The organism is Prolixibacteraceae bacterium, from assembly GCA_019720755.1.
GTDB classification, from domain to species: Bacteria; Bacteroidota; Bacteroidia; order Bacteroidales; family Prolixibacteraceae; genus Halosquirtibacter; species Halosquirtibacter laminarini.
This window is the reverse complement of sequence record CP081303.1, coordinates 3,933,760-3,947,664: the sequence shown is the minus strand read 5'-3', so window position 1 is coordinate 3,947,664 and position 13,905 is coordinate 3,933,760. Positions and strand designations below refer to the sequence as shown.

Below are 13,905 nucleotides of genomic sequence, written 5' to 3'. Positions count from 1 at the left end.
GTTCGTTTCCCCTTTATAACTTTTGAGTATGTTTATTTTAGGCTTATTACAAAAGTGGATAGAATAAGAACGAGAATACCTAGAATTAAGATTGCCTTTGTTGTCTTAGTGGTTCCTTTCCACTCGCCAAGAAATATTCCCCAAATATTCCCGATTGCTATATTTAATGCCATTAGGATACTCCACGAAAAGGTTACTGTGGATATGGTCATCTGACTTTTACCCATTCCATAAAAATGGAACTGTAAGAACCATAAGATCCCAGCCAAGAATGTAAATATGATATTGTTAGCCCATACTTTAGAGGATGATGTAGTGTAGTCTCGGTAAGTTTTATTTTTTATATTTAAGAATACACAGTAGATGAAATTTGTTAAAAATCCACCTGATAAAATAAATATTAAGGTCGGATTACTCTGAAACAGGGGGTTAATTCCATATCTTAATGCAAGTTTATCGATAGGCTTTCCTGCTATAAATCCATAACTAAATGCGGCACTCATTAAACCTGCTATAAGTGCAATTATTAACCCCTTTTTTAATGCAAATTCCTTTATAGCTTTTTTACGTTCTTCTTCGCTTAAGTGGATCGTTTTTAAAGCTCCCGCATACCCAATTAATATTATTCCTATAATACATACAGACACCCCTACAATCATCAGTATTCCTTCAGTGCTAGTAAGTAGATTTTTCCCTGCTATCAGAGGTGGAATTAGTGTTCCAAATGCTGCACAAAAACCTAATGCAATACTTTGTCCTAATGCAATGCCTAAATATCGAATACTCAACCCGAAGCATAAACCACCAACCCCCCATAGAATACCAAAAAAAATAGTGAGTAAAATAGAATCCATAGGAGCCTCTTTTATTATACTCACGAGTGTACCATCTGGAACTGTTAAATAGGCAAAAAGCCAAGGAGCTACTATCCACGCAGCAATTCCTTGAAATATCCAATATGACTCCCATGCCCAATTTTTTATTTTTTTTAACGGGACATAAAAGCTTGCTGCTCCTAAACTTCCTATTGCAATCATACCGATTGCGCTTAATGAACTCATTGATTTAGTTTTTTAGATTATTTATTGGTTGTGTCTGATTCTCAAAAATAAAGAGATGGATATATTATTTCAATGAACAAAATGTCTAAATGTTTATACAATTTGTGATTAAGGTTCTCTTTATCAGATGAATTTATTTCATAGCAGAGAATATTCTAAATCATGAATTAGGGTATCTTAAAATAATTTGATAGGTCTATAGTCATATTTTGAATTTACTCTTTTGTCCGTGCTTATAATAGTTGTAGTTAAATTATGATTATCATTAATGTTGTAGATCATTTTGCCACATGTGGTTTATGAAAAAATATAATTTAATATCGTTTGGTATTTATTTTAGAGTATTTGTACAAAAAAAGATTTATTTTCGTGAAAAGAATTAGTGTTTATTATGGAACAGTCTTTTAAATACCTTACTTATAATGAGAATGATATCCTTTGGGGTATTTATGCCAATGTTGCTGGAGTTGCTGTTATTAAACCTGGGGAAAAATATCCTCCATCAGGTCATCCTAATAACTATAACTTCAAATGGGAAAATGGTCGTATTCTTGATGAGTTTCAATTACTATATATAACCCAGGGAACAGGTGTTTTTGAAACTAAAACTAAAAAATACAATGTAAAAGAAGGGGATACAATATTACTATTCCCTTATGAGTGGCATCGCTATAGACCAATGTTAGAAACTGGTTGGACAGAATATTATGTTGGCTTTAATGGTGGTTTTAACAATCAGATGATGCATTTCTTTAGTCCTGATAATCCTGTAAACTATATTGGATTTAATGAGCAGGTCCATCAATCTTTTAAAATAATATTACAACTGTCTAGTGAAGAAAAAATTGGTTTTCAACAAGCTATTGGAGGTCAAATTATATATTTATTAGGACAGGTTAGACTGATAGTTACAAACAATGCTTATGCAAACAATGCGATTGAGAGAATTATTAACCAATCACGTGTATATATGCGTTCGAATGTAACTGAAAATATTAGAATGGAAGATCTTGCGTGTGATCTAAAGATTAGTTATTCTCTTTTTAGAACTGAGTTTAAAAAATATACTGGAGTATCTCCTGGGCAATATCTTTTACAACTGAAAATACAATTGGCTAAGAATCTACTTTCAAACACTCAAATGTCGATAAAAGAGGTATCTTATAATTCAGGTTTTGAGTCTCCTTATTATTTTTCTAGAGTGTTTAAAAAGTATACCAATGCAACTCCATCAGAATTTAGACATCGTATTAGATCTCATTCATAATTTGATATATTCGGGTCGTCTTAATTGAAGACTGTTAACTTTTTTGTTCGAAATGAAATATTTTAATCTAGGGTTGTAGATCAGCTGAATCAAAAAAAGAGTTGCAGTATACATTAATGCAACCACAACTCTATTTGTACTCTTACTTGTATTTAGTCAATAATGATTGACCACTGATTTTAGTTCTAGTCAATAGGTGTTCCATTGGCTGCAATTGGCCAATATGGATTCTGGTATATTACAGACTCTGATGGAGTCCCATGTGACGATAACTGAAAGTGTGAGAATGCTATTGGTTCTAAGTAATGTGCTTTATTCCAATTGTATCCATCATATACTAGATTGTTTTTCTTAATAATCTGATAGGGCCTTAAATAATTACTATTACTTTGGTTTGATACATTAGGTGAATCAGATGTGCCTTCTGGGATCAAAGTAGAATTTCCTTTATCATCTTCATAGTCTTTCAATATTGCTCCTCCCCATAAATTGAAACCTTCAATTTGATAATTATGAACTTGATCCAATGCTCTCCAACGTTTTAAATCTCTCATACGAGATCCCTCTGCCATTAATTCACAACGTCTTTCTCTTCTTATATTGTATAGTGTTGCATCTATCAAAGCGCCTTTTGAGTATGCACCCCAGTCTCCCTTTGATTCCTTTGACATATCAGTTGAAGCGATAGTGATATTGAAATCAGGATTAACACCAGCTCTATTGCGTAAATCTCTCCAGCATTTACTTGCAGTTGCATCAATTCCTCCAGAAAGCAAATACGATGCTTCTATGTAGTTCAGATAGGCTTCTGTAGCCCTGAATACAATACTACCAAGTGTACTATTTTGCGACTGATTTTTATATCTAGAAACTCCTTTTTTAATGTCATAACCAGTAACACTTCGTCTTTCAGCAATTGAAATAATATTAGGTGCTTTAGCTGTATCAGCTTCTGTAATTATTTCACCTTTAGCTTTCATAAAAAGTTGAAGACGTTCATCTCGATTCTTTTTTACAAGTTTTACTGTTGTATCTCCAGAATATCCACTACCACTAGCATATATTGGAAGTCCATTGCTCATTAAGAACGATTCTACAAAACCTTTTGTATATCCTGAATTTCCTCCACTATCTTGTAAGTAATGATTCGTATGATGATATACATTTTCTGTTATATTAAAACTTCTCCAAAATATAACTTCATTAAAAATAGTTAAGTCTTCAGCGGAGAACATATCATAGTATGGGTTATCCCATATTTCTGGAGCATTTAGTTGGTGGTTATTATTTGTTAAGCTATACTCATTAATAACTTCTTTGGCTGCACTTTTGGACTCTTTTAAGAAATAATCTATTTCGCTATCAATATCGATAGTGAAATCACTTAGATAACTAAGACCTGCTCCTGTCCAACCTTGGCCTCCAGGAACATGGGCTGTCCCTTTATGGTACTTTAACCATGTTCCTTCAAATAGTGCCACTCTTGACTTAAAAAGTTGCGCTGCCGATTTGGTTAGTCTATTTTTACCTCCTGAAGGATTGTTTTTCATTAACATGATAGCAGAGTCAAGGTCTGAAATAATAAACCGTGCAACTAAATTTCGTGGTTGCCTTTTACTCGCTTCAATTAGCTCCTCTTTTTGATCCTTTAAGACTTTACGGATTATAGGAAAATCACCTAATGCTTGTAGCTTGTTAAAGTATTCATAAGCCCTTAGAAAATATACTTCTCCAATATAATGTTCTATATTCGTTTTATTTCCTCGAATTTTATCCTCTTTCCATTTAGGGATTACATCTTCAATGAAATAATTTAGTTTTCGTATTTTCGAAAAAGTCCAACTATCGACATTTCCAACACGATACTGCCCTGGTTTATATATTTTATTTGAGTTTGAGGTTGCCTGATTGTCTGTATTGTTATCATAACCAAAAGTTCCGATGCCCCAACCTCCATGTGTCGGAAAGCTATACTGAGTTATTGCATATGATGCTAATTGACTCTCTTCGTTTAGATATACTTGAGGAGTAACCTGATCTAACGGTTTCTTATCAAGAAAATCATCACAACTTGTCAACAAGAAAAGAACAATAGCGCTTGTGACAAGGGTATATTTTGAGATTATATTTTTCATTTTTAAATAATTAGAATGTTATGTTTGCTCCTATCGAAATAGTTTTGGAAAGTGGATATATTTTACCATCTGACCAACCACCACTAATTGTTTCAGGATCAAACATCTTACTCATCTTGGTAAAAGTCAATAGATTCTCTCCTGAGACATATAAGCGAAGTTTTGAAATCCCAACTCTTTTGGTAATGTTTTTACTGATGGTATACCCTAGTTGGATATTTTTCAGACGTAGATATGCAGCATTTTGAAGATATCTTGTTTGTGTTCGGGTGTTTTTTCCTCCTCTATCCATTAATGGACGTGGATAGTATGCATCCAGATTTGCTCCTAACTCATGTCCCTCAGGGCGGAAATAATCAAGGTGAGATTCAAATGCTGCAGCTTGCCACATATTTGAGTTTGCTCCCCAAAAATAAGGTCCCCCTAGTGCATAATCACGTTTACCAACACCTTGCCACAACATTCTAAAGTCGAACCCTTTAAATGCCATATCGATATCAATACTATATTTGAAACGAGGAGTGCTGTTTCCAATTATTTTCAAATCGCCATGATCATCCAATGTATTTGCACCACTGTTTATCTCTTCATCACCGTTAATATCTTGGTACATAATATCACCTGCAGCCCAATTATCACCAAGTGAATTCTGATTGTTCTTTTTCAGCCAATCATTCATCTCTTGATCTGTTTTGGCAATACCTTGTGTACTATAACCCCAAATCTCGTTATTCATTTTTCCTGAATACCATGTATCTAGATTTCCAGTTTCATTTGGATATCGTGTCACTTTTTGTTGGTCATCAGCCAATAATCCTCGTATACCATAACTGAAATCTCCAATATTATCACGCCATGCTAATTCCAACTCAAAACCCCAAGATTTCATATCCGCATTGTTGATCTTTGGAACATCCGTCCCTAGGGTGACAGGTAGTGAAGGAGCAGGTCCTACCATATTTTTCGTAATTCGATTAAAATAGTCAAAAACTACTGTTAATCGATTATCAAAAACACCTGCATCTAGACCAACATTCCATGATCGAACAGTTTCCCATGTCAATGAAGAACTCACTAATCCTGGACTATTAGCCGTATTTGTTTTCTTACCATCAATAAGCCATCCACCATTGTTTACTCCAATTGGCATCGTTACATAAAATGGATATAATTTTTTCGTATTTTGATTTCCTAATTCTCCCCAAGAGGCACGAAGCTTGAATGTGTTAACTGTATTTTTAATAGGTTTCCAGAAGCTTTCTTTTGATAGATTCCATCCTCCAGATACAGAAGGAAACAAGTTCCAACGTTTCTCTTGAAGAAACCTACTAGTACCATCATATCTGGCATTCAGTTCTATTAAATACTTCTCTTTGTAGTTGTAATTTAAACGACCAAAGAATCCTGCAGTAGACCATGCATTTTTCCCTCCACTAGTAATTATATCATCTCCTGTTGCAGTGTTAATTGTTGGGAGTTCACTTGTGATAAGATCTTTTCTATACCCTCCAAATTTTCTATAATTATTTGATTCTGACTGGAAGCCTGTAAGTAATGTGAAACTGTGATCATTAATATTTTGACTCCATTCAGAATAGATATTGGGATTGAAGTATGTGTTCTTTGCTGAAAATTCGGAAGCCATAGAGCTGCCAGGAGATGCATAGCCTGATGCTATTGGATAAGGCTTGTTATCTGTGTCGTATGCATAAACAGGCAATTCGTAACGGCTATTAAAGTATGTGTCTGTTCTATAGTTCAATTCAGAGATAATTTTAAATCCTTTTATTGGTTCAAAATCTAATCTAAATTGATTATATAGTTGGTCTTTTTCATCACTTTTTCGACCACCATTTTCAAGTTCCTGAATTTGACTTCCTTCCGCATAGTTACCATTCGGGTCTTTGGTTGGATTGACTGGCCAACGCCTTGCTATATTATGAAAAAATAGACTATTATGAGCAGATGCTGTCTTATAATTCTCTCGAATAAACTTACTACCATATTTTATTGTCAACTTATCTGCTAGTTTTGCAGTCACATTCGCAGTTAATGTGAAACGTTTGTAACTGTCCTGCGCATGTGTTAATAATCCATCTTGGCCTAGATAGTTTGTGGAAAGATAATATTGAACCTTTTCTGATCCTCCAGTCATATTAATTGCATGCTCTTGAGATGGAGCCCAACTTTTGTAGTGCTCTTTAAACCAATCAGTGTTTGCATTAGGCTTATCCCACAGTGCCCATCGACCATTATCTTTAGCGATAGTTTGATCTGTTATCTCCCCTTTTTGATATTGAATGATACGATCTATGGTTTCTTGATCAAACATAGGATTACTACCCGAGTTTTTTAACCCCTCATTCCAATAATTAGCAAAGTCTAATGAATTCATCATCTTTGGTAGAAGTAGAGGATCACTCCATCGGAAGTTTGTGTTATATGACACTTTCATACTACCTATCTTACCCTTTTTAGTAGTAATCAGAATGACCCCAAATGCTGCTCTTGAACCGTAGATAGATGACGCAGAAGCATCTTTTAGTACAGAAATGCTCTCGATGTCCTGTGGGTTTAATGAGTTCATATCTCCCTCCATTCCATCAATCAGTACTAAAGGACTTGAGTTCGACCCTCCTCCAATGGTTCCGGTACCCCTAATATTAATTTGCATCTTATTATTCAATGCACCACCACCACTTGTACCAAAGTTCATTCCAGCAACCAATCCCTGAAGGGCTTGTGTTACATTTTGAACTGGTCTATCTTCGATTTTTTCTGATGTTACTGAAGCAACAGAACCTGTGATATTCACTTTCTTCTGTGTTCCAAACCCTCTAACTACAACTTCATTTAAACCAGTAACATCTTCTTTCAGAGTTACGTTGATTACTAAATTATTTGAAATTTTGACTATCTGTTCTTTATAACCAATATAAGTGAATACAACTTCAGTATCTCCTTTATTTAAACGAATTGAATAATTTCCATCAAAATCAGATATTGTACCATTTAATGGATTTTTCTTTGAATAAATATTAACTCCAGGAATTGGCTCTCCTGAGACATCTGTTATTTTCCCCTTAATCGTTTTTTCTAATCCATCGTCCTTAATTATCTCTCGTGTGTTCTTGGAGAAATTATTGTTGGATACCGTGTTTGTTGCACCTGCTGATAAAGTGCATAGAATATTAATAATGAAAAAAAACTTCATAATTAATAGCCGCTTCGCTTTCCGTTTAATATTAAAACATTGTAATTTTTTGTGTTTCATAATTTTACTTTAGAAGATTTAATTAGTCGTGTTTGTTGATCGTGATTCATCTGAATTTATGAATCTATAGTAACTGGTTAATTCGATCAATACTCTATAAAAGTATAGTAAATTTAGTTTTAATAAAATGCACAATTTGCTAATTGTTTTGTATTTTTTAATATTTCTGAATGACTTATTACATTGTTGTTAATAAATCTTAGTGCATGTTTATCTGTAAGTCACTTTTGTTTTGTTATTCTGATCTCAATTCTCACAAATGATTGTTATTACACAATCTATAATACTCCTACATTTTAGCACCACTTTCTTAATTGAATTTTAATTCTTAAATTAAGAGTTATGGGAACATTGAAAAGAAGTCGTCGAAAATTTAGTTCTTCATTTAAATCTAAGGTAGTAATAGAGGCACTAAAAGAGCGAGAAAGCTTACAAGAGTTAGCTTTACGCTATGAACTACATGTGAACCAAATATCCAAATGGAAACAAGAGTTCCTGTCTAACAGTAGTATTGTTTTTACTCAAAAGAATAGAGAGAAAGATGATTCTATCAATAAAGACGAGCTGTACTCTAAGATTGGACGCTTGGAAATGGAGAATGAGTTTCTAAAAAAAAACTTAAATCTCTTCGAGGATCTATAAGTATAGATCTTCTCATTGAAAGAGAGTCTCCTCTTAGTATTCGTCAACAGTGTAACATTTTAGATATTTCTAGATCGACCTACTATTATAAGTCCAAAGGAGAATCTGATGAGAATATTGAGATGATGGATCTAATGGATAAGTGTATTATGGAATATCCAACATTTGGAGTTATTCGAATGCAGTCGATGTTACAAGATAATGGGTTATCTGCATCATATGAGCGTGTAAGAAGGTTGATGCGGAAAGCAAGAATTAGACCTATTCTATCCACGAAAGAATCTAACGAAAAAAAGAGAAGACAAGAATATCTATCCATATTTGTTAAATGGATTGAATGTCACATGAAGAAATCAGGTCTGGCAAATAGATATTACATATATTCCACTTCAAAAAGGTTTTATGTACATGACAGCAATTATTGATGTTTTTAGTCGATATATTGTAGGTTGGAATTTATCAAACTCTCTTGATGCATCTGTAAGTATAGATGTTGTAAAGAATGCAGTAGAGAAGCATGGTAAGCCTGAAATACTTAATAGTGATCAAGGTAGTCAGTTTACTTCAGAAGCTTATTTAAATATATTAAAAGAGTATTGTATCGCCATAAGTATGGACAGTAAAGGTAGAGCTCTGGATAACATCTATATCGAACGGTTTTGGAGAACAATCAAATATGATTACATTTATATCAATCCACCTTCTGATGGAATAGTCTTATACAAAGGTATACAGAATTGGTTAGAACATTACCATTACAGAGCACACCAAGGAATTAATAGAAAAAAACCATTTGAGCTCTATAGTAAAGTGGCATAATACATTAATTGTTTATGAAAGTTGGTTCAGTAAATTGAGGGTATTATAATCCTAGACTGTTATATTATTGATTAACAGGAGTGTGAAGTGTTTATCGATTTATTGATTATACTTTTTATATTGATAGTATAAAAAAAATCAGAGAGGTGTCCTCTCTGATTTTTTAAAAGCTGTTCAATTAAGTGATTTAATTCATTAGTGAACATGTTCGTTTTCATGTTTACTAATGATTCATTCATACATAAAAGATGTGTAGTTTATTAAAAAGTATTTTGTTGTTTCTTAATATACAATCTTTACACCACGAGGTGCATCCACTTTAGTTTCCACCTTTCCATCGATCTTCCTATGTTCTATATTTATTACCCCCAATGGTGTTGGATAACTTCCTTTAACCCAAGTCAATTCCCCTAGATTAGGTTTTATACAGATCTTCTTACACCCTGGTTCTAACACATGAACTCCTAATACATGATTACTTAACCATGCTGTTGGTCCAGATGCCCATCCATGGCAAAAACTATGTCGTAAACCTACATAACAATGGTCACCATATTTCCTATGAACATCAATTTTACCCTCTTTTGGCATTTCATCAATTCGGCCTGCATTCTTAATCCAGTTAATATTAAAGTCCTCCCAAAAACTAGTTGCTCCGAGATCCAACATTCCTCCCCAATAATCCTTCATAATTTCGATGGCTTCCTTGTATCTATTATCCTTTGCCAAGGCTTCAAGCATATAGTATCCATAGAATGTAGAGAAGTTCTGTGATCCTCCTTCAAGAATAACATCAGCAGCCTTTTCTGAGTCTGTATAGTTTGCTATGGATAGAAGAGCTGCTACCTGCTTACTCGATAGCTCTATGTTAGTAACTTTTTTCATCTTCTTAATCTTTGAGCGACACAGTTTTTTAACCTCTTTCTCATTTAAAGCATCAAGCATATATTCTCCGGCTCTCAATGTTTCTATTAACAGTGCTTGATATCCGTTTTTTATGCTCTTCTTATCGCCGCTAGTTGGCCAATCAAGAAAACGCCAACCATCTAATTGCTCATGTCCATCCTTATCTACTTTGGCGCAAAAGTTCTTTAATAACTTTCTTAGGTAATCTTCCTGTTCTTTTAAATATTTTATATTGCCTGTTGCCATATATAGTTCCTTTTGGATGATTACCCACCACATCGAATATGAACTAATAGAATTCATCCATTTATCAGCAGGTGTTACCGATCGAATATAATCCAATGTTTTTGGTACTACATCATTATATCCAAAAACATTAATAATGGTCATAACTTCGGGATGCATGTCACCAACCCAAACCAATCTGTCTCTCTTAATCCCATCCCACAAGTACTCTTGCATATTCAAATGAACAGTATAGGCTCCTGTTTTCCATATCTTATTTAATCTCGAATCATTACACTCGAAACTCCCTAAATAGGGAATATCGCGTAATTCTGAAATAGCACTTATCTCCTTTAGTTGCAACTTACGATTGCTATCTAAAAGATCAATCCTTAAGAATCGAAAACCAGTCGAGCCATATTCAACTTTTCCCATCCATGGAACTTTAACCTCAAAGTCACGCATTGAATGCTCATTTGTTGCCCCATCTTCTCCTATATTTGACATCGTCTCCGAAACGGATTCCCCAAAACGTAGTCTTAGTTTGATAGGTGTTGTGTTATCAAATGCTCCCGTTACTAATTGAATTCCTCCCTGAATCTCCTTGCCAAAATCTAAGATAATAGATGCTTTATGATCTTCGGTACTCATCATTTCACAATTGCCACCACCAAACAAATCTGCTTGATGAATTCCTGGTTTCAGCAGTTGATCAACATTTTTCAAAATATTATCTGAATAAGAGGATTGCCATAAAACTCGTTTTGGAGTAATATAACTTCGTTTTATTTGATTCGATTGTCCTTTAGTGTTTATTGTAACAAACAAACACCAAATAATTATTATATATTTCATATCCTTAATTTCTTAATATTCAACTGTTATTTCTCCCGATGATACACTATAGTAGTTGTATTTTGAACCTTTATTCTCCTTTTTAACTTGAGATTCATTACTAAATATCACATTTTCTGAACTAACAGGAACTCTTAAAATTGCTGCTGATTGATTTGGTACTTTCAGTTTTAATAAAGTTCTCTTTCCTTTTGTCTTAATGTCAAGTGAGATCTTTCCTTTTACTGTCGTAAAACTACAGCTTAGTGAATCTAGTCCTATTAGATCAGGATAAACACAGAACTCTTCGAATCCTGGTTTTATAGGTCGTATACCAGCCATATTTTTGTATAGTACAGATAATGGGCCTCCGCTCCATGCATGATTTACAGATGCCGTGTAATCCCATAACTCCCATAAAGTAGTACATGTAGGGTGATTCACCATTTTAGCATATCGTTTTTTGAACCGTTCTATAGCAAATTTTCCTTCGTCCATTTTAAATAATGCTTCCATTACATATTTCTCCATATATGGACTTGCATGTTCTACATTCTTAAATAGATTAATTATCACGGAATATTTTTCTTTATCTGCAATTCCCGAGATTACTGCTAAAGCATTTCCTCTATCATCGATCTCATCTTTATAGGTTGTTGATCGATATCCATTTTTAGTCCAATAATCATGGTTAACCCTTTGTTTGATCTTATCCATGTTATTTTTTATCTTTAATGCTTCCTCATGTTTGCCTAATTCTTCAGCCATATATGCCAAATTATCTAATGCAATATAGTACCAAATATGTTCCGATAGATTTCTGTCAATTTGAGTTCCCCAATCTCCCCAGGTCCAACCTCCTTTACGAAATGGTACAGCTCCATTATCTTCTACTTTCCAGAGACTTAAATAATCTTTTATATGTGGGTATGCCTTTTTAAGCATTTGTCGATCGCCAGTGTATTTGTAATAGTTTCCTATTCCGAATTGTCCCACAGCTGCGAGTATCTGCTGTGGCAACTCTTTGTCCCAATTGCCTGCTGGAATTGGACCAAAAAGAGTGTGGTCCGCTCTTTGCCAATCAAAAAGTTCGTTGTACATCTTCTTTGATAATGCTAATGCCTTACTATCTAATAGATAAAATGATTCTTCTGACAGTATGATACCATCACCAATCCATTGTGCTCTTTCTCTATCAGGACAATCAAAATATGTATCTCTCATATTTACATATAATGTTCTTTGTGCCTTCTTGAAATATTTCATCAAATATTCATCAGCTACTTTAAAAGTACCATCAAATTGGGTGTCGTAACCAGATTCCATATAACCGACTTCTATTACGTCAATGCCCTCTTCCACAATAAAATGTATCTCGTGTCCACTTAGCCATGGTAAATGTATATATTCTTGTTCTCCTTCTTTTGTAATATACTCACCTCGAAGAGGAACATCATTCAATGTCCTTAGGTTTCCAGGATTAATTTTAATGTACTTTCCTTCTGACGATTTTACTTTTATGTATGCATGATATTGCATATCATAAGGCAGCTTGACAACAATACGATTTCCCTCTCTTTTAAAATCATCAATCTTTGTCAAAGCTTTAGTCTTAAATAGTGGAATCGGTCGTTTTACTAGTTTATTCCATGGAGATGCTCCTTCTAAACCCGAATTCTGTGCCTGATACCATTTTGAATCATCATAATCTTGTTCTATCCAGCTTTTATTATATTCACGAGCATCGAATCGAATATTAGATTCTGGTAAACGAAAATTGCCTTGTGGATTCCCCGTTGATTTATAAGCCTTACTTCTCTTAATATGCCATGTGCTATCTGTTGAAAACTTTTCATTATCTAAAAAGAAGCCGGCTTTCTTACTGTCTTTATGTGAAAAACCTTCTCGTCCATAATACCACATTAGAACGGCAATAGTATTTTTCCCTTCTCTCATAAATGGAGCTAAGTCTACCTCATCAAAGTAAGTGTCTTTATGATTTGGTCCTCTTTTCAGCTGTCCTTCAAATATGGCTAATTCCCCATTGATGTATAACCAGTACTTGCTGTCTGCTGCTATTTTGGTTATCAACTCTTTGGGAGATTTGGAGATCGTAACTTCTTTTCTTATTTGATACCATTGATTTGCTTCATGTTTAAAGTTAGGATGACTTATCCATTGAGCTTTTGGGGAATGAGCTCCACATCCTACTATTAGTAAGAAGCTAAATATAGTTAGTAATGCTAGTCTGTTAATCTTCATAAAAAATCGATATTTAAAAATATTGGAACCAAATTTCTAATAAAAAGTCAATTTAATCAATGCACTACTTAAAGGATTCTTTACACAAAATGACTGATTAAGAGATTTCAAAGTTTACTCTTTTACTTCCCTAATTTTCTTCGGGAATATTTGTAACTATTTACTATGATATTCGTCTTATAAATGTTGGATCAGTAATAATAGTTTATTTCTGTTGTTTTGATTATCAATAATATCAGGGTGTAGCTAAGTGTAAAATAATACATGTTCTTGTGTGCTTTATATCGAATGGTAAGATTTGTAGCTAATAGTTTGTCTAGGCTCAATCTTAGGTGAAGTAATTTACAGATCTAAAATGCAAAGTGAATGATGTTATTGTTTTGTTTGTTGAACTTCATATGATCACGGTGGCATTGAAGTTTAATTAGTTTATGATTCTGTGTATTATATTTTATGAAAGTGTTTTTAATGATAAATGTT

The 13,905-nt window shown here is 33.7% G+C and carries 9 protein-coding genes; 4 read left to right on the top strand and 5 right to left on the bottom strand.

Annotation, left to right across the window (positions count from 1 at the left end; translation table 11 throughout):
* Positions 1-32: 32 nt before the first annotated feature.
* Positions 33-1,061 (bottom strand): L-rhamnose/proton symporter RhaT, encoded by a 1,029-nt coding sequence (locus K4L44_15660; GenBank protein ID QZE13944.1) that lies wholly within the window; start codon positions 1,059-1,061, stop codon positions 33-35.
* Between the two features lie 391 nt (positions 1,062-1,452).
* Between K4L44_15660 and K4L44_15655 the strand changes: the two genes are divergently transcribed.
* Positions 1,453-2,328, top strand: coding sequence for an AraC family transcriptional regulator (locus tag K4L44_15655; GenBank protein QZE13943.1), 876 nt, complete (start codon positions 1,453-1,455; stop codon positions 2,326-2,328).
* A gap of 185 nt (positions 2,329-2,513) precedes the next feature.
* Here K4L44_15655 and K4L44_15650 read toward each other — a convergent pair whose 3' ends face one another.
* Together K4L44_15650 and K4L44_15645 are read right to left on the bottom strand one after the other, a co-directional pair.
* Positions 2,514-4,463, bottom strand: a complete 1,950-nt coding sequence (locus K4L44_15650; protein ID QZE13942.1) for a RagB/SusD family nutrient uptake outer membrane protein — start codon at positions 4,461-4,463, stop codon at positions 2,514-2,516.
* Between the two features lie 10 nt (positions 4,464-4,473).
* Entirely contained in the window at positions 4,474-7,677 is a 3,204-nt protein-coding gene (locus K4L44_15645) for a TonB-dependent receptor (GenBank protein ID QZE13941.1), read from the bottom strand.
* 402 nt (positions 7,678-8,079) lie between these two features.
* On the opposite strand from K4L44_15645, the gene K4L44_15640 reads away from it, so the two are divergent.
* The 3 genes from K4L44_15640 (at position 8,080) to K4L44_15630 (ending at position 9,198) form a co-directional block, all read left to right on the top strand.
* Positions 8,080-8,379: a transposase gene (locus tag K4L44_15640; GenBank protein ID QZE13940.1), complete on the top strand. Its 300-nt coding sequence runs from the start codon at positions 8,080-8,082 to the stop codon at positions 8,377-8,379.
* Positions 8,380-8,513: 134 nt separating this feature from the next.
* Positions 8,514-8,804 (top strand): IS3 family transposase, encoded by a 291-nt coding sequence (locus K4L44_15635; GenBank protein ID QZE13939.1) that lies wholly within the window; start codon positions 8,514-8,516, stop codon positions 8,802-8,804.
* Positions 8,746-9,198 (top strand): DDE-type integrase/transposase/recombinase, encoded by a 453-nt coding sequence (locus K4L44_15630; protein QZE16021.1) that lies wholly within the window; start codon positions 8,746-8,748, stop codon positions 9,196-9,198. Before K4L44_15635 ends, K4L44_15630 begins: the two co-directional genes overlap by 59 nt.
* 282 nt (positions 9,199-9,480) lie before the next feature.
* Here K4L44_15630 and K4L44_15625 read toward each other — a convergent pair whose 3' ends face one another.
* Both K4L44_15625 and K4L44_15620 read right to left on the bottom strand, forming a co-directional pair.
* On the bottom strand, positions 9,481-11,184 hold the full coding sequence (locus tag K4L44_15625) for a hypothetical protein (protein ID QZE13938.1): 1,704 nt from the start codon (positions 11,182-11,184) through the stop codon (positions 9,481-9,483).
* A 12-nt stretch (positions 11,185-11,196) separates the two neighbouring features.
* Entirely contained in the window at positions 11,197-13,425 is a 2,229-nt protein-coding gene (locus K4L44_15620) for a hypothetical protein (protein ID QZE13937.1), read from the bottom strand.
* Positions 13,426-13,905: the final 480 nt, after the last annotated feature.

What these genes read in the sequence shown, in the direction of transcription:
- K4L44_15660 (QZE13944.1), bottom strand. Translation starts at nt 1,061, where the DNA reads ATGAGTTCATTAAGCGCAATCGGTATGATTGCAATAGGAAGTTTAGGA.
- K4L44_15655 (QZE13943.1), top strand. Translation starts at nt 1,453, where the DNA reads ATGGAACAGTCTTTTAAATACCTTACTTATAATGAGAATGATATCCTT.
- K4L44_15650 (QZE13942.1), bottom strand. Translation starts at nt 4,463, where the DNA reads ATGAAAAATATAATCTCAAAATATACCCTTGTCACAAGCGCTATTGTT.
- K4L44_15645 (QZE13941.1), bottom strand. Translation starts at nt 7,677, where the DNA reads ATGAAGTTTTTTTTCATTATTAATATTCTATGCACTTTATCAGCAGGT.
- K4L44_15640 (QZE13940.1), top strand. Translation starts at nt 8,080, where the DNA reads ATGGGAACATTGAAAAGAAGTCGTCGAAAATTTAGTTCTTCATTTAAA.
- K4L44_15635 (QZE13939.1), top strand. Translation starts at nt 8,514, where the DNA reads ATGGATAAGTGTATTATGGAATATCCAACATTTGGAGTTATTCGAATG.
- K4L44_15625 (QZE13938.1), bottom strand. Translation starts at nt 11,184, where the DNA reads ATGAAATATATAATAATTATTTGGTGTTTGTTTGTTACAATAAACACT.
- K4L44_15620 (QZE13937.1), bottom strand. Translation starts at nt 13,425, where the DNA reads ATGAAGATTAACAGACTAGCATTACTAACTATATTTAGCTTCTTACTA.